Genomic DNA, 16,836 nt, shown 5'->3' on the forward strand with positions numbered 1-16,836 from the left:
CATTAAATTGAAAACAAGATTATTATATGCTGTCGGGTGCTGTTTTGCAATCTCTAATACATCATTCGACACATCCGGGTTTTTATGTCCTTTTTTAGGAAAAACTTTTTCCGGGCCATGTGTTGCGATATAATAGAGGAATTGGAATCTTTTTATTTTGTGACTCGTTAGGAGCGATAATCATGCTTCAGGATATGATTGCTAAACAAGATGTGCTCGCAGCGGCTGAACAGCTTAAAGAACTTCTTCCTTACAATGAAGACAATGTTCAGCTGATGAAGAAAGCACTCATTTTATATCGGCAGGATTCCGTCTATCGTATACAGGTTCGAACCCCGACAGAGATTTCCGCATATGTGCAGGATGTTGTGCCTGTAAGGGTCACGCTGAACTTATTTTTCATGGTGAAAAGCGGCTGCGCATGCCCGTCTGAGGCGATCTGCCGCCACGTGCTGGCCGTTTTTCTTTACGTATATGCCCAATTCGAGCGGGTCGGTACCTTTACCGAACATTGGCTGGAAAGAGAAAAGCTTGAGGAAAGCAGGGAGCTTGTCCGCCGGCAGTTTCAGGAAAAAGTGCTGCCGAATGAAGAGTCGCTGTCAAGCTGGCTCGCTTTTTTTGATTCGGAATTCTCGCTGTGGGAGGCGCGGACGCCGGCCGGAAGCCAGACGATGCAGGGCCTTTATTACGGCTATCTGTCAGCGCTCAAAAAACACGCCCCGAAAAAACCCGAGCTTAAAAGCTTATATCAGATTCATTCGGCGCTTGCCGTCTGGCTTCACATGTTTACTTTGATTGAGTCAGGCAGATTGGATGCCGAAAAAGATTATTACAGCATCAATCCATACGTGGAACAGCTGATGGATACAATTTACTCCTCCATTGACAGACTGAAAACGTACGCCTTGTCTTTTTCACTCGATCCTTTTTTAGACCGGACGCCCCCGGTGCTCCGCAGACTGCTTGTGAAAGAAGAGCTTTTTCAATACGAACGCCTCCGGGTATTCGGTGAGATGTGGAGCGCGCTTTTGAACCGGCCGAAATGGGTCGCGCGTGAACAGGAGATTCTCGCACAGGAAAGCGGGCGCCGTTTTTCACCGGAAGTGCGGTTCGGACGGCTTCATCTGGCCTTTTTACAAAAAGATGATGAAGCGGTCTTCCAAGATATGTCCCGCTTCCCTCCTGAAGCGCTGCCGTATACCTTTCAATGGCTCGGTGAACTCACCGCGAAAAAAGACTGGAAACGGCTGAAAGCATGGTATGGCCGGATCGAGCCGCTTGCCGTGAACTATACGAAGCTTGATAAGCCGTTTAAAGAAATGCGCGACATTATCGGAGAGCTGTTTGCGCTATTGGCGGATTATGCGCGGCACTCACGGGATGATCAGCTGTTTGAACGGTTTGCTTCCGGCTGCCTTCCCTATACCTTTACCGAATACAGCCAGTACCTGTATGAAAAACGGCGGTACGCGGAGTGGGTGGAGATTCACAGCCTCGTCGGTTTTTCCGTCTGGGAAATCGAAAAGGACATCCTGAAGGAAATTGCCGCCAGTGATCCGGAAGCGCTCATCCCCTCCTATCACCGGGCGGCGGCCTTTTTTATCGACCAAAAAAACCGCAGCGCCTATAAAGAGGCTGCGCGCCATCTGAAAAAACTGCGGACGCTTTATAAAAAGGCAAAAAAACAAGAGGTATGGGAGCGGTATATCAGCCGGCTGAGCGCAAGTTACAAGAGGCTGCGCGCCCTTCAAGAAGAATTGCAGAAAGGAAAGTTGATTGATGGCGAGTCTTAAGGAAATTTTCATTCATGTAGAACAAATGGAAGATTGGACATTTACGCTGTCAAGCCATGATGAGAAGGAGCAGCCGCTTACTCTCAGTCAGATGAAGACTCATTTGTTCCAATGGCATGAGTCCACCTTTTACGGAACGTTTCTTGAAGACGTCAGCTTCATCGGCACCCCGGCCGTTCTGCTCAGCCCGTGGATGACCGTCGAGCTGCTCGGAAAAAACTCGTTCAATTCATTCAGCACCGTGCAGCTGACAAAGGAAACGGAACCGTTAATCGAAGCGGCTTCGACGATATACGAATTTATTGCCGACGGCGATTTTCTTCCGGATTATGAGGCTTGGCAAAATGGTGTCCTGCGCTTCAAAGACCGCGAGCTTTTGCTGGAGGGCTTTACGGCAGACTGGTTCTCAGCCGCGGTCCAGGACTACATTCAGTACAATGATGACCTGCTGGAAAAATGGCGGCAGATCGAAACCCGCTCACCGGCCGTTCATACGTTTAAAGGCTCCTTTTTGGATGAAGATGATTTTCTCGAGGGAATCGGCTGGCATGACGATCTGACGCCGTTTACCGTAGGGCTCCGATTAAACGAGCCTGATTTCGACGGTGATGACTGGAAAATCGAAATGTTTTTACGTGAGAAAAAAACCGGCTCCATCACCTTTTTCGACGGACTGAAGGGACTGAAAAAAGCGTGGCAGGCATACAGCGGAAAAATCGCGCGCGAACAGGACCGCTTCCGCAGAACGGTTCCCTGGCTTTCGTTTGATTCAGGAACGACGCTGATTTCTGAAGAAGAGGCTTGGATCTTCTTATCGGAAGCGAGTGAGACGCTTGTCGATATGGGTGTGGAGATTCTTCTCCCATCATGGTGGCAGATTGTCCGGGACAGCAATATGATGCTCAAGGCGAAAGTGTCATCCTCCCCGCGGGGCGAGTCCTTCGTCGGCATGAACGCTCTGCTTGATTTCAACTGGAGATTCGCCACAAACGGAATTGAGCTGACAGAGGATGAATTCAATGAGCTCGTCGCAAACAACAGACGTCTCGTCAACATCCGCGGCCAATGGGTGAAAATTGATCCGCAATTTATTAAACAGATGAAAAAACTGATGGAAAAAGCGGAATCTGAGGGCCTCCACATGTCCGACGTGCTGGCGCGCGAACTGATGGATCACGGGGAAAACGGAGCCGAGGACACGGACATCATTGACTCATCGGCATTTGCCGGGATCAAGATCGAATTATCAAAGCAGCTCAGAAGCCTGATCCGCAAACTGACGGAAGCCCGGGATCTGCCGGAGCATGAAGTCAGCGCCGCGTTTCAGGGCCAGCTCCGCCCTTATCAGATGTATGGCATGAACTGGCTTCTGTTTTTACGTGAAAACGGCTTCGGCGCCTGTCTCGCAGATGACATGGGACTTGGAAAGACGATTCAGATGATCGCTTATTTTCTCCATGTGAAGGAAAGCGGACGGCAAAAAGCGCCTGCCTTAATCATTGCGCCGACATCGGTGCTCGGCAACTGGCAGCGTGAGCTCCAGACCTTCGCGCCGCAGCTGAAGGCCATGCTTCATTACGGCCCCCGCCGGCCGAAGGGGGAAGCATTTGTCCCGGCCTATCAGGACGCGGACGTCGTTCTTACTTCTTACGGCCTGTCGCACGCCGATCAGGAAGAGCTTTCTTCCGTGACATGGAGCACCATCTGCCTTGATGAAGCGCAAAATATTAAAAACGCGCATACGAAGCAGTCCCGCGCGATCAGAAAGCTGAAAGGCGTCCATCATATCGCGCTGAGCGGAACACCGATGGAAAACCGCCTGACAGAGCTTTGGTCGATCTTTGATTTTATGAACAAAGGCTATCTCGGCAGTCTGACCGGCTTTCATAAACGCTATGTGCTGCCGATTGAAAAAGACCGTGACGAAAAAAGAATCAACCAGCTTCAGCAGTTAATCCGGCCGTTTTTACTGCGCCGGACAAAACGGGATGAAGAAGTGGCGCTTAATCTTCCTGACAAGCTGGAACAAAAAGAGTTTATCCCGCTCTCAGCCGAACAGGCATCCCTTTATGAACAGCTTGTCAAAGATACATTTGAACATATGACTTCTCTGACCGGGATGCAGCGGAAAGCGCTGATTCTGAGCATGCTCGGCCGCTTGAAGCAAATATGCGATCATCCTGCGCTCTATTTGAAGGAAGAACAGACAGAGCTGTTAAACGGGAGATCAGTCAAACTGGAAAAGCTGCTTGATTTAATGGCGGCGATCCGCGGACAAGGGGAAAGCTGCCTCATTTTCACCCAATACATTCAGATGGGCAACATGATGAAGCGCCTCCTGGAAAAAGCATTCGGAGAACCGGTTCAGTTTTTAAACGGAAGCCTATCCAAGCAGGAACGCGATTCTCTCGTCGAACGATTCCAGAAGAAAGAATACCCGACGCTGATTTTGTCACTGAAAGCGGGCGGAACCGGCCTGAACCTGACGGCTGCCAATCATGTCATTCACTATGACAGATGGTGGAATCCGGCGGTGGAAAACCAGGCGACCGACCGCGCCTACCGAATCGGCCAGGAACGGTTCGTCCATGTTCACAAACTCATTACGACGGGAACGATTGAAGAAAAAATTGATGCCATGCTCGAAACGAAACAAACATTGAACGATCAGATTATCCAAAGTGAAAATTGGATTACCGAGCTGTCATCCGCTGAGCTTGAAGAATTATTCACTCTCAGCGCATCAGCGCAATCACATTAAACGCAAAAAGACCGGCTCTCTCAAAAGAGCCGGTCTTTTATGTCGTCCTTACTGTTACGCCGCATTTGCCATGAATGCGTCACGCCAGTCATGAACAGTATCGCCATACCTTTCACAGTAAATTCCTGATCATATGCGCAACGCCGTTTTGATCATTTGTCAATGTAACGGCATCAGCGATCTCTTTAATATCTTCTCTCGCATTCCCCATCGCTATGCCTTTTCCGGCCGCCTGAAGCATTGAATAGTCATTTAAGCTGTCACCGACCGCGGCGGTTTCAGCCATCGGAATACCGAGCTTTTGCGCCAGCCGTTTGAGCGCCTGCCCTTTAGAGGCGTTTCGAGACGCCAGTTCGAAGTTGTGGTCGGCAGAGCTGACAAGGGTGAGATCTTTCTGACCGCTGAATCGGTCCCAGCCCGCTTTCAGCTTCCGCTCATCAAACGAAAATCCGAGAATATTATAAAAATCCAGATGCTCTTCTTTCTCAAAGAGCTCACGGTATGAATGAATGTAAGCAAAGCCGGATTGGCTGTATTGCACTGAAGCCGCCTGTTCCAAAACGGAAAGATCGGTTTCCGGATTGGCGCTTTTCACCCGGTCCATTTCGATATCGAGCAGCTGCCTGCCGGTTTCAGGCGTATAGATGGCTTTGTTTGTAAACACCTCATAGTAATATTGATTCTCTTCAAGCCATGACAAAATGCCGCGGGCTCTTGTTTCTGCAATCGCATCACAATGATACAGGCTGCCGTCAGGAGCATGAATGGCGGCTCCGTTTGCGCTGATAATCCATGTTTTTATGCCGAGCGGTTCGAAGATGGAGTGCACGTCAAAATGCGCGCGTCCCGTGGAAACCACGATTTCAATTCCCGCTTGCCGGGCTTCCCTTAAAGCCCGCTCATTTTCAACGCTTACTTGATGACTGCTGTTCAGCAGTGTGCCGTCCAGATCTATGGCAATCAGTTTCACATGTCCTCATCCTCTTCTTCAGATTCAGTTACAAGCAATTCTACGCCGTGCCGGTCGAGCAGATCGCAAAAATCCTGATCAGGCAGCCGATCGGTAATCAGCAGGTCAACCTCGTGCAGGTCTGCATACTGATAAAAACTCGTACGGCCAAGCTTGGAGTGATCGCTCAGCGCAATCACCTGTTCCGCCTGTCGGATCATTTTACGCTTTACCATGCCGTCTTCTTCGTGAGGTATCGTCAGACCGTTTTCCGAGATGCCGACAACGCCGATCAGCACCTTATCGGCGTGATAATCCCCCAGTTTTTCTACGACGGAAGCCCCGTATAAAAACCGGTGTTCCTTCTGGAGCTTTCCGCCGAGCAGGTGAATATCAATTCCCTCTTTTGCGGAAAGGATATCGGCCTGATTGATCGAATTTGTAATAACAGTGCAGCCGGTGACATTTAAATGCTCCGCGCAGGCCTGCACGGTTGTCGAGGTGTCCAGAATGATCCTGTCTCCTTTATGGATCAGGGATGCGGCCAGCTTGCCGATTTTGTTTTTCTCTTCAGAAACAGTTTTCAGCCGGCCCGAATAGCCAGGAACTTCCTGATTCACCGACGGCAGAATCGCGCCGCCCCGTGTTCTGATAATGGCCCCGCGCTCTTTCAGCTTTACAAGGTCCCTTCTTGCGGTATCTCTTGAAATATGAAGCAGCAAACATATCTGTTCAGCGGTGATCCGCCGGTGCTGTTTCAAATATTCCATTATCGCAATCAGTCTTTCTTCTTGATACACGTCCTCATTCCCTTTTTCGTCACTTATCTGTAAGTAATTATAAGTTTTCATCCTAATATATTCAATTTTTTTAAGTATTCATAAGCGAAATCACTTCTTTTTAACCATTTTTCAGCTCCCGCACAAAAAAACCAGTCTTTCGACTGGCGAGTGGGAAGGAGGTATTGCGGGGCCCGCTGAAAGGCGGGAAATCGAGGAAAAAAGAATGCTATTCAGCCAGCGGCTCTTTCTGTTTTTGATCCATAAACCGAACGGTATCAGCCATGACCTCGGTCACATAAACTTTTACGCCGTCTGTCTTTTCATAGCTTCTCGTCTGGATTCTGCCGCTTACACCGACCATTGACCCTTTTTGGCAGTACAATGCCGTGTTTTCAGCGTTTTTTCTCCAGATGGTGCAGTTGATGAAGTCGGTTCCGGTTTCACCCGACGCGCTTTTAAAATTGCGGTTTACCGCCAACGTAATATGCGCGACGGGAATGCCCGCTGATGTAAAACGGAGCTCTGGGTCTTTCGTCAGCCGGCCGACAAGCATAACGTGGTTAAACAAGCCGTATCCTCCTCTCTTTTTCGAGGCTGGCTTCATTGTAGTACAAGGGCTCGTGAAAGCAAAAAGCGGATAAAGCCGTTATTCGTTCAGGCTGCTCTTATGTTTTCGTTTTTCTTTCTGATAAAAAAAACTTTTGTTTTTGACCGCTTATGTAATATGTATTTTTGAGCAGCCGCGAGAAAAGTTTCGTTTTGAGCCAGTCTTTCTCAAACATGCGGACAAACTTTCCGCCGTCCCATGCGAACCAGTAAAAACTCAGCTTTTTATCAGTCAGTGAAAGCTGAATTTTATACTGTTCCATGCGGTCTTTTGTTTCATATAAAAAGACGACATTTCCCCTTCTGTTAAGATGCACCTCACAATCTTCCTTTTTGCATACCAAGTAGGAATGATCGTCTTTTCGCCTTGAACCGTCTTCTATATAGATTTCCTTCAGGCGCAATTGATTCATAAGCATCTCTCCATGACCATATTCTTTTACATTATAATGAAAAAATAGAAATGATTAAATGTTGACCGCCTACAAAAATGATGAAGCATGTCTTACAGCATTTTCCCGGGAAAAATGATATGTGTTATAATAAATGAACGAAAAACATGGACAACAGGGGTGAAAATAAGAGATGAAAACCTTTAAACTGGTTGATCTGAATGTGGAACGTTTAGATAAAGACGATCAGCCGATTGAACAGTTTCCCCTTTTAGACGGATTGATCATCAACAAAGAGGACGGAGAAAATCATTGGTTAATTGAAGCACTGGTCCCGGCCGAACACTTGTCTTTTTTTGATATGCTGATGAAAAGCCAGAAAGAAGCGAAGGTGTTTGTAACGATTACGAAAAAAAGCAACCGCCCCGCCCAGCTGACGGGAAGCATCAAAAATATCGTCCAGCTGGAAAGAAGTATACAAGTTTTAATTTACGGTCAAATGGTGTCAAGAAACCACCCCGGATCAGAAAGCATTCTGGAGTCGCTCGTGAAAGAAGGCTACTCGGGCAGCCGGCTGATTGAAGCGTTTAAACAAAAATTATAATCATATGAAAAAGGCCGGACGTTAATCATCCAGCCTTTTTTTGTGCCCTAGTCATTGTGAGGAGCCCGCTGTTTCAGCAGATCTCTGATTTCAGTCAGCAGTTCTGTCTGCTGATCTGTTTCTTCTGCTTCTTCAGCCTCTTCTTCTGCTTCTTTTTTACGTCTCAGCTTGCCTATTGTGCGGATCACGATAAAAATAGAAAATGAAATAATGAAGAAGTTCACAATCGTTTGAATGAAGCTTCCGTACTTGATATGAGCATCGCCGAATGTCACGGCCAGTCCTGAAAAGTCAAGACCGCCAAGAAGAAGGCCGACAAGCGGCATGATGATGTCTTCAACGAGCGACGTCACGATTTTGCCGAAAGCGCCGCCGATGACGACACCGATAGCCAGATCCATGATATTGCCCCGCATCGCAAAGCTTTTAAATTCTGACCACATTACATTCACCCCTTTCTATACAAAATGGGCTTTTTTATAAGCCCATTTGTTTGCTTTTATTCTCCGAGCGCAAAAGTTAATTCAGCTTCACACACGAGCTCGCCGTCAACTTTGGCAACGCCTTTGCCGCGTCCGATCGTACCGCGCGCGCGGGTAATATCAACCTCAAGCTCCAGCTTGTCACCCGGTTTTACCTGCTTTTTGAAACGGCAGTTATCAATCCCCGCAAAAAATGCGAGCCTGCCCCGGTTTTCTTCTTTAATCAGCATCGCAACCGCTCCGACCTGCGCCAAAGCCTCTACGATTAATACGCCCGGCATAACAGGGTATTCAGGAAAATGGCCGTTGAAAAAATCTTCATTCGCCGTCACATTTTTATATCCCGCCGCCCGTTTTCCTTCTTCGACTTCCGTAATTCTGTCTACCAGAAGAAACGGATAGCGATGGGGAATAATTTCTTTAATTTGCTGAGTATCAAGCATTCTCTTGACATCTCCTTCATCGACAATAGTATGTATAGAAGGTATATGCGCTAACCAATCTGTACATTTGGAAGTATATTATGAATCAATTTCTTTTTCAACCGCGCTGTAAACTGTAACCAGCTGGCAATGAGCCTCGTCCATTAATGTGTTATGATAAATAAAGACTTTTACCCTATGCAAAGAGGTTGGAAGATGATTGCTAAGTTTACTGAAAAACGTACGCTGGTGATGCTGAATGAGTGGTATGATGCCATGGGAAAACGCCAATTCGATCTAGCCCGTTCCCTTCACGAACAAATCAATCAGCATCTCCCCAAATTACAAAAGAATGCAAAGCTCAAACTCAGATATCAGTTGTTTTTCGCACGGTTTCAGCTGCTGTTTGAGAAAAAAGACGGTCTGAATAAGCTGTTCTGCGAGCTGAAGCGGCGCAAAGATGAGATGGATCATGAATTAACTTATTATTTCTATTTTTTCAAAGGGTTATTCCATATGGTGAATGGCGCTCCAAACCGTGCTGTCTGCCGCTTTAAAGAAGCTGAACAGTACCTGCCGGCCATTCAGGACCGTTTCGAAGCCGCTGAATTTTATTATAAAACAGCGGGTGCATATTACATGATGAAGTCGCCTGCGCTCTCCATTCAATATGTCAATAAAGCGCTGGAAATCTATCAAGATGAAGCCGGCTACATCAAAAAAACGCTCAGCTGCCGCCTGCTTCTCGCCGTGAATTATATAGACGAGGCACGCTATGACGACGCAGAACAGCTCTTTAATGAATCCATAAAGATAACGGACCGGATCAATGACAATAACCTGCTGTGCCACGCCTATTATAATTTTGGTTTTTTAAAGACCGCCCAGAAAAAAGATAAAGAGGCCCTCCCTTTTTACAAAAAGGTATTGGGCAATCAGCGTTTCGAGAAAGAGTCTCCCGTTTCCTACCTGCATTGTGTATACGAAGCGGTCAGAGCACTTTTTAAAACCGGATCTGACGCCGAAGGACAAACCGTGCTGCAGAAAGGTTTATACATATCTGAAAAAGTGCAGAACAAGATTATGAAATTGAAGCTGACCGCGCTCAACATATTGTACACCGCTCAGGAGGACCCGTACGACCGATTGCAGAAGCTCGTGCTGGAGCTGCAGAAAATTGAAGCGTGGGTGGATTTGGAAGTGCTGCTTCAGGATATTACTGATTACTACAAAAAAAAGGGCGATTTTGAGAAAGCCGCATTTTTTATCATGCGCGGCTGATCAAAACGCCCCTTCTTTTATCTGACTGAGTTGATTAAGCCCAGCATTTGGTCTCCCAATGTAATCGTGCGGCTGTTCAGCTGATAGGAACGCTGAGACACGATTAAGTCGGTCATTTCTTTTGACATATCGACATTTGAACCTTCAAGCGCGCCCTGCTCCATGCCGATTGCCTGCCGGTTTGCGCCGGTAAGCTCTTCAATCGCTGAAGCCCCCGCGCCGTTTACGGAAAACAGATTATCCCCTTCCGCATGAAGCGCCTGAGGATTATTGACATTGACGATGCCGAGATTAAACGTCTGCGAACGGGTTCCCGCCTGGTCTGAAGCAGTCAGCGTTCCGGTTTTGCTGATTTTCAGCTGAGTCAGCGAACTGTCAATTTGTATGGGCTGACCGTTCTCATCGAGAATGGGATTGCCTCCCGCTGTCATCAGCTGAAGCAGCCGGTCATTTCCGCCGGCCGGCTTGAGGGAAAGTGAGCCGTCCCTTGTATACACCCGCCGTCCGTCCGCTTCTGCCTGAAGATATTGATAAGGTGATGTGAACGCGATATCAAGGTCACGGTCGGTTTTTTTGATGCTTCCCTGCCCTGAGTCCAGCTGCGGAGTCATGACCGTTCCGGCGCCGAGACGCAGGCCGGGCGGCGTTTTCCGCATGTTCGGCGAATTTTCCTTTTTGTCATCTATATGGTCATACTGCTGTCTGATCAGCTCGGAAAAGCGGGAGTCCCTCGCTTTATAGCCTGTCGTATCACTGTTTGAAAGGTTGCTGCTGACTGTATCCATCTGCTGCTGAAGCTGATTTAAGGCTGTTGAAGCCGTCAGCATTGATCTGAGCATCATAATTGAATGTCCCCCATTTTGTTACACTTTGCCGATTTCATTTGCGGCTTTATCCATGCTTTTATCGTAAGCCTGAATGACTTTTTGATTGGCTTCAAATGATCTGTATGCTTCCGTCATTTCTGTATACGTGCTCGTCACATCCACGTTCGAAAGCTCCGAGACGCCTTGCTTTAATGAATACGAGACTTGGGGATTCGCCGCCGCGCTCGGCAGTTCAGAGCCGTCGGCCGTGCTGTATAGGTCATTGCCGTCCCGTTTCAGATTGCGCACGTCTTCTTCCATTCTGATGTCAATCTGCCCCGCCGGCCGGCCGTTTGTCGTGACCGTTCCGTTTTCTGATACGGTGAATTTTTCATTGTTGACTGTAATCGGCTGTCCGTTTGTTGATAACACAAGGTTTCCGTTTATCGTAAGCTGATTGTTTTCATTTAATGAGAAAGTACTGCTTTTTGAATAGCGGACGCCGCCTGCGGTCTGCACGGGATAAAACAGCTCGGCGTTTTCATTCGTTTCGGCATTCTTGGGAACCTGATTCTCCATCAGTGCGATATCCGTCGGCTGATCGGTCGTTTTCAGGCTTCCCTGCGTAAACAACGGTTTCAGCTCCTGCATGTATACGCCTGTGTTGACGGAACCGATTTTCGTTTTTTTGTCGCCTTCTATTCGGCTCAGAAGCATCTCGGGAAAGGCGCGGATTGAACCTTGATCCTCTTTGTACCCTGATGTATTCGCGTTTGCGATGTTATTTGACAGCATTTCCGTTCTTCTCTGCTGTGTAATCATTGCGGACGTTGCGGTATATAATCCTTTTAACAAGTCTTCCACCTCTGAAATAGCATTATTTCCAGTTGCCTCACCGGAACATTTGTTCTATAATGAAAATCAGCATTTTTTCTTATTATCGGATTTACATTCCCGTTCGTGAAGGGTTTGACAGAAAAAAACCCCATTCTTTTTCAGAATGAGGTTTTATCATCAGCTCAGTTTGCGTTTTGGAAGCTTGTCCATGTTATCCAGCATGACGCCGGTTCCGACCGCAACACAATCCATCGGGTTCTCAGCGACAAGAACAGGCACCCTCAGCTCTTCGGCAAGAAGCTGGTCAAGCCCGTTTAACAGCGCTCCCCCGCCGGTAATGATAACGCCGCGGTCGATGATGTCAGCGGACAATTCAGGCGGTGTTCTTTCAAGAACCTGCTTGGCGGCCTGCACAATGACGGCAACTGATTCACGAAGGGCTTCTTCTACTTCTTTGCTGTTTACTGTAATCGTTCTCGGCAGACCGGAAACCATGTCACGGCCGCGGATGGTGATTTCTTCATGACGTGCGTCTGGGAAAACCGTTGCGACCTTCACCTTAATATCTTCAGCGGTACGTTCACCGATCAGCAGCTTATACTCGCGTTTGATATAATTTAAGATTTCCATGTCAAACTTGTCCCCAGCCATCTTAATAGAAGAGGAGGTGACAATATCGCCCATAGAAATAACTGCGATATCTGTCGTACCGCCTCCGATGTCAACAACCATGTTACCGCTCGGCTGGAAGATTTCCATACCCGCGCCGATAGCGGCAACTTTTGGTTCTTCTTCAAGGTACACATGCTTTCCGCCGCTTTTTTCAGCTGCTTCTTTAATCGCTTTTTGCTCAACGGATGTAATATTCGTCGGGCAGCAGATCAGCATGCGCGGTTTTGAGAAAAGTCCTTTTACATTCAGCTTATTAATGAAATGTTTCAGCATGGCTTCTGTTACTTCGAAGTCTGCGATTACGCCGTCTTTCAGCGGACGGATCGCAACAATATTCCCAGGTGTACGTCCAACCATTCGTCTGGCTTCTTCACCGACAGCCAGCACTTTGCCGCTGTTTTTATCAAGTGCCACAACGGAAGGCTCATTCAGAACAATTCCTTTTCCTTTTACATGGATCAGTACATTTGCAGTACCGAGGTCAATTCCAATATCCCTTGCAAACATCTATTTATATCCTCCTTGATATCTGTTTCACAGTAAAATATCCACATTGTGCCCTAATTATATATATTATCATAATTTATCAAAAAAAAGCTGCTGAACGATATAAGTTCTTGACAAAATTTTGCGGATATTCGCGAAACCGTCCGGGAGGAGAAAAAAGGGCCCGGCAGACGTCAGGCGCTACGGCTGCTGAACGGGCTCCCCTTCAAGAATTTCATCCTTCTTGTACTTTAATTTCGTCGCCTCTCCCCCTCTTAAATGTCTGATGGATTTATGATAATCGAGTATTTCTTTTACTTCATTCGCCAAGTCAGGATTGATTTCAGGCAGGCGCTCTGTCAGATCTTTGTGTACGGTACTTTTGGAAACACCAAACTCTTTCGCAATGACACGAACGGTTTTTTTCGTCTCCACGATATACTTACCAATCTTGATTGTTCGCTCTTTGATGTAATCGTGCACACCACTCGACCTCCCCAGTTGGATGTGAGAAGTGTGAAATGAGATCCGTATTCTGTAACAGATTCACTGATGATGCAGCTTCTTCGTTGTCCGATTATATAAGAAGGTTTTAGAAATATGCCCACGATCCCTCACCTCAAACACTCTCTTTGATAGGTTTGTAACAGTGTATTAGCAATGAATTGGGAATATGCTAAAAACTCAATAAGGACAAGGGGCGGGTCATAATTTTCTGCTTTTTGAACGGGGGGTTTACATCCGCGCGATCCTGCTGTAGAATGAAACAGCACAATTAGTTACTTAGGTAAGTTTTTTGAAAAGGAGAACGGAAATGATCCACGTCAACAGACGCCTCATTCATCAAATCAATCAATGCGCCCGCCTGATTACAAAGAAAGCCAATGAACGGCTGGAACCATTCGGCCTGTACTCCTCTCAATGGTCAATCCTATATTGCTTAAAAACGATCGGACCGATGACCCAAAAAGAAATCTGGTCCTATCTGAACGTTGAGGCGCCGACCGTTACCAGAACGATCAAACGCCTTGAAGAAAACGGCTGGATTCAGCGGGAACAGGGAGAAGACAAGCGGGAAAAGCTCGTCGTCCTGACGAAGGAAGCTGAATTGAAATACGACAGCATCAATCAAGAGATGCTGAAGTTCGAGGAAGACATGCTTGCGGATTTCCAAGATGGAGATAAGGAAGCTTTTTCTGAGTTTCTGAATGTGTTTTTAACGAAATAATAAAAAGGGAAGTGCTGTACTTTTGAGTAAATCTGACTCGATCTGGACCAAAGATTTTATTATGGTCGTACTCGTGAATTTATTTGTCTTTGTGTTCTTTTATACATTTTTGGCCGTGCTGCCTATCTATATGATTCAGGAGCTTGGCGGCAGTGAATCGCAAGGAGGGCTTTTGATCAGCCTGTTCCTGTTATCTGCTATTATCACCCGTCCTTTTTCAGGGGCGATTATTGAACGGTTCGGCAAGAAAAGAATGACGATTGTATCCTTGGCGCTGTTCGCCCTGTCTTCTTATCTGTATTTGCCGATACACAATTTCTATCTGCTGCTCGGACTGCGTTTTTTCCAAGGCATCTGGTTCAGCATTTTAACGACGGTTACGGGCGCAATTGCCGCTGACATTATTCCCGCCAAGCGGCGCGGCGAGGGGCTCGGTTATTTTGCGATGTCTATGAACCTTGCCATGGCGATCGGTCCTTTTCTCGGGCTGAGCCTTGTGAAAGTCATTTCGTTTCCGGTTTTCTTTACGATTTTTGCTGTATTTGTTTCTTTAGGCTTGCTGATTGCTTTTATGATTCGTGTGCCGGATCAAAACAACAGCGGAACGACTGTCTTCCGTTTTTCTTTCTCCGACATGTTTGAAAAAGGCGCGCTTAAAATCGCGATTGTCGGGTTGTCCATTTCTTTCTGTTATTCAAGTGTGACTTCATATTTATCCGTTTATGCAAAGACGATCCACCTGTTGGATGTCAGCGGCTATTTCTTCGTCTGTTTCGCCGTAACGATGATGGCCGCCCGTCCTTTCACAGGAAAGCTGTTTGACAGAGTGGGACCGGGAATCGTCATCTATCCGTCGATTATCGTGTTCTCCGCGGGGCTTTGCATGCTGGCGATGACAAACAGCGCCCTCATGCTTCTCTTGTCCGGTGCCGTAATCGGTCTCGGATACGGCTCTATCGTACCGTGTATGCAGACGCTGGCGATTCAGAACTCGCCCGGACACCGTTCAGGCTTTGCGACGGCTACCTTCTTCACTTTCTTTGACAGCGGGATTGCCGGCGGGTCTTATGTATTCGGCCTCTTCGTCGCTTCGGCCGGATTCCATTCGATTTATCTGGCAGCGGGGCTGTTCGTCCTGATTGCTTTACTCCTGTATGGCTGGAGCCAGAAAAAAAGAACGCCGCTTGAAGCGGACGGAAACGTTTCAATCGCAGACTGATATGACAAAAAGCCGGGGGCAGCCCCGGCTTTTTTTATTCGGCCGCTCTTTCCCGCGCGATTCGTCCCGCCGCTTTTACATAAGGAGGATGAATATACATAAGCGCCGTATAACCGAGACATGACAAAATGACACCCGCAAACCAGGAGATATCATAGATGCCGGCGAACGCCGGGACGTACATCCCGATTAAAGAAATAAACGCGCCGAGAAAAGTCGCGGCAAAGGCCCGGTAATTATAGCCTTTGTAATAAGTGTACTGTCCGGTTTCCGAATAAAGGTCTTCAACTGAGAGCTGCCTTTTTCTGATGATAAAATAATCAGCCATCATCACCCCGGCCACCGGTCCGAGCATCCCGCCGATGAGCCCGAGAAACGCATAAACATTCGTGGCGCTCTCCATCAGCTTCCACGGTATTGTGAACAGGGCCAGAACAGCGGTCAAATACCCTCCCCTCCTGAATGTAATATACTTCGGCAGGACATTCGCCAAGTCATAGGCCGGTGACACGATGTTTGCCGCCACGTTAACCGAGACGGCGGCGATGCAAAGCGTGATGACCGAAAGAGCGATAACAAAAGGATTATCAAACCGGGCCAAAATCTCCACCACATCCCAAATCGGTTCTCCGAATGCTACCTGTGATCCGGATGTCACTGTAATGCTCGCAAACGCAAACAGCGCAAACGTTCCCGGCAGGCCGTAAAACTGGCCGCGAATCTGTTCTTTTTGCGACGCGGCGAACCGGGTGAAGTCAGGAATATTCAGAATCAATGTCGCCCATATCCCGATAATGCCCGTCACCCCTGCTGCAAACGGCCAAAACGTTTCAGAAAAGGTATGGAACTTTCCAGGCTGTGAGTAAATCGGTCCGAGCCCGCCGGCAATATCTATCGCCCACCAGACCATACCGCCGAAGACGAGATAAACAAGCGGGCCCGCCCACACTTCAAATTTTTTGATTGATTCCATGCCGTGCCGCAGCACAAGCAGATGAATGCCCCAAAAGAAAATGAACGACAGAAAGCCCGGCAGATGAAGCCCGAATATATTCCAATCTCCTCCGAGACTCCCCCAGCCCGGCCATATGTTCAAAAGCAGAATGTGTAAAGCCGTGCTTCCGGCAAATGTTTGAATTCCGAGCCACATGATGGCTGTAAACGCCCTGAGAAGCGCCGGAATGTTAGCGCCGTATATTCCGTAAGAAGCCCTGATAATGACCGGAAAAGGCAGGCCGTATTTCGTTCCGGCATGGCCGTTCAAGGCCAAAGCGGCGAACAAAATGAGTGACGCCGTCACGATAATGGCAAGCACCTGCCACGGAGAAAGACCGATCGCAATGAGCCCGCCCACAGTCGCATAGGTCGGGATATTATGAATACAGCCCATCCAGATGGATGCAAAATTCACCGCTTTCCATGTCCGTTCGCCGTCTTCTAAAGGCAGTAAATCTTTGTTGCTCAGCCGATCACTCGTTGTTTTTTTCATTTTCTCCCTCCCACATGTACGTTTTCC

The 16,836-nt window shown here is 47.7% G+C and carries 17 protein-coding genes; 6 read left to right on the top strand and 11 right to left on the bottom strand.

Going from position 1 to position 16,836, the window contains the following annotated elements:
• Positions 1–182 precede the first annotated feature (182 nt).
• Positions 183–1,793, top strand: coding sequence for an SWIM zinc finger domain-containing protein (locus HWY38_RS03095; protein WP_224181251.1), 1,611 nt, complete (start codon positions 183–185; stop codon positions 1,791–1,793).
• Positions 1,780–4,554 (top strand): DEAD/DEAH box helicase, encoded by a 2,775-nt coding sequence (locus tag HWY38_RS03100; protein ID WP_224181252.1) that lies wholly within the window; start codon positions 1,780–1,782, stop codon positions 4,552–4,554. Before HWY38_RS03095 ends, HWY38_RS03100 begins: the two co-directional genes overlap by 14 nt.
• 112 nt (positions 4,555–4,666) lie before the next feature.
• On the opposite strand, the gene HWY38_RS03105 is transcribed toward HWY38_RS03100, so the two are convergent.
• From HWY38_RS03105 to HWY38_RS03120, 4 genes are all read right to left on the bottom strand, one after another.
• Positions 4,667–5,524: a Cof-type HAD-IIB family hydrolase gene (locus tag HWY38_RS03105; RefSeq protein ID WP_224181253.1), complete on the bottom strand. Its 858-nt coding sequence runs from the start codon at positions 5,522–5,524 to the stop codon at positions 4,667–4,669.
• The gene (locus tag HWY38_RS03110; protein ID WP_224181254.1) at positions 5,521–6,303 is read right to left on the bottom strand and encodes a DeoR/GlpR family DNA-binding transcription regulator; all 783 of its coding nucleotides are present in this window, start codon (positions 6,301–6,303) and stop codon (positions 5,521–5,523) included. The genes HWY38_RS03105 and HWY38_RS03110 overlap by 4 nt, the downstream gene beginning before the upstream one ends.
• A gap of 208 nt (positions 6,304–6,511) precedes the next feature.
• Positions 6,512–6,853, bottom strand: a complete 342-nt coding sequence (locus HWY38_RS03115) for a single-stranded DNA-binding protein (RefSeq protein WP_224181255.1) — start codon at positions 6,851–6,853, stop codon at positions 6,512–6,514.
• Positions 6,854–6,950: 97 nt separating this feature from the next.
• Positions 6,951–7,304 (bottom strand): hypothetical protein, encoded by a 354-nt coding sequence (locus tag HWY38_RS03120; protein ID WP_003151247.1) that lies wholly within the window; start codon positions 7,302–7,304, stop codon positions 6,951–6,953.
• 172 nt (positions 7,305–7,476) lie between these two features.
• On the opposite strand from HWY38_RS03120, the gene HWY38_RS03125 reads away from it, so the two are divergent.
• Entirely contained in the window at positions 7,477–7,887 is a 411-nt protein-coding gene (locus tag HWY38_RS03125; RefSeq protein WP_044802928.1) for a YwpF-like family protein, read from the top strand.
• Between the two features lie 47 nt (positions 7,888–7,934).
• Here the strand turns inward: HWY38_RS03125 and mscL are convergent, their stop codons facing one another.
• Together mscL and fabZ are read right to left on the bottom strand one after the other, a co-directional pair.
• Complete coding sequence (mscL, locus tag HWY38_RS03130; protein WP_003151243.1) at positions 7,935–8,330, bottom strand: large conductance mechanosensitive channel protein MscL; 396 nt, start codon at positions 8,328–8,330, stop codon at positions 7,935–7,937.
• A 56-nt stretch (positions 8,331–8,386) separates the two neighbouring features.
• On the bottom strand, positions 8,387–8,812 hold the full coding sequence (gene fabZ / locus HWY38_RS03135) for a 3-hydroxyacyl-ACP dehydratase FabZ (RefSeq protein ID WP_003151242.1): 426 nt from the start codon (positions 8,810–8,812) through the stop codon (positions 8,387–8,389).
• A gap of 195 nt (positions 8,813–9,007) precedes the next feature.
• Here fabZ and HWY38_RS03140 point away from each other — a divergent pair, with 195 nt between their 5' ends.
• On the top strand, positions 9,008–10,072 hold the full coding sequence (locus tag HWY38_RS03140) for a tetratricopeptide repeat protein (RefSeq protein WP_032875994.1): 1,065 nt from the start codon (positions 9,008–9,010) through the stop codon (positions 10,070–10,072).
• 17 nt (positions 10,073–10,089) lie between these two features.
• Here the strand turns inward: HWY38_RS03140 and HWY38_RS03145 are convergent, their stop codons facing one another.
• The 4 genes from HWY38_RS03145 to spoIIID all read right to left on the bottom strand — a co-directional run bounded on the left by HWY38_RS03145 (position 10,090) and on the right by spoIIID (position 13,356).
• Complete coding sequence (locus HWY38_RS03145; protein WP_032876942.1) at positions 10,090–10,911, bottom strand: flagellar hook-basal body protein; 822 nt, start codon at positions 10,909–10,911, stop codon at positions 10,090–10,092.
• 24 nt (positions 10,912–10,935) lie between these two features.
• The gene (locus HWY38_RS03150) at positions 10,936–11,733 is read right to left on the bottom strand and encodes a flagellar hook-basal body protein (protein ID WP_224181256.1); all 798 of its coding nucleotides are present in this window, start codon (positions 11,731–11,733) and stop codon (positions 10,936–10,938) included.
• Positions 11,734–11,892: 159 nt separating this feature from the next.
• Positions 11,893–12,894, bottom strand: coding sequence for a cell shape-determining protein Mbl (gene mbl / locus HWY38_RS03155; RefSeq protein ID WP_003151237.1), 1,002 nt, complete (start codon positions 12,892–12,894; stop codon positions 11,893–11,895).
• A 180-nt stretch (positions 12,895–13,074) separates the two neighbouring features.
• Complete coding sequence (gene spoIIID / locus HWY38_RS03160) at positions 13,075–13,356, bottom strand: sporulation transcriptional regulator SpoIIID (protein ID WP_003151236.1); 282 nt, start codon at positions 13,354–13,356, stop codon at positions 13,075–13,077.
• A gap of 331 nt (positions 13,357–13,687) precedes the next feature.
• Between spoIIID and HWY38_RS03165 the strand changes: the two genes are divergently transcribed.
• Positions 13,688–14,101: a MarR family winged helix-turn-helix transcriptional regulator gene (locus HWY38_RS03165; protein ID WP_007407562.1), complete on the top strand. Its 414-nt coding sequence runs from the start codon at positions 13,688–13,690 to the stop codon at positions 14,099–14,101.
• Positions 14,102–14,123: 22 nt separating this feature from the next.
• Positions 14,124–15,320: an MFS transporter gene (locus tag HWY38_RS03170; protein WP_014419077.1), complete on the top strand. Its 1,197-nt coding sequence runs from the start codon at positions 14,124–14,126 to the stop codon at positions 15,318–15,320.
• Between the two features lie 34 nt (positions 15,321–15,354).
• Here HWY38_RS03170 and HWY38_RS03175 read toward each other — a convergent pair whose 3' ends face one another.
• Positions 15,355–16,809 carry an NCS1 family nucleobase:cation symporter-1 gene (locus tag HWY38_RS03175; protein WP_032875989.1) on the bottom strand — a complete coding sequence of 485 codons (1,455 nt, stop codon included), beginning with the start codon at positions 16,807–16,809 and terminating at the stop codon, positions 15,355–15,357.
• Positions 16,810–16,836 lie beyond the last annotated feature (27 nt).

The sequence above is a fragment of the Bacillus sp. KS1 genome (assembly GCF_020075515.1).
Lineage (GTDB): Bacteria > Bacillota > Bacilli > Bacillales > Bacillaceae > Bacillus > Bacillus velezensis.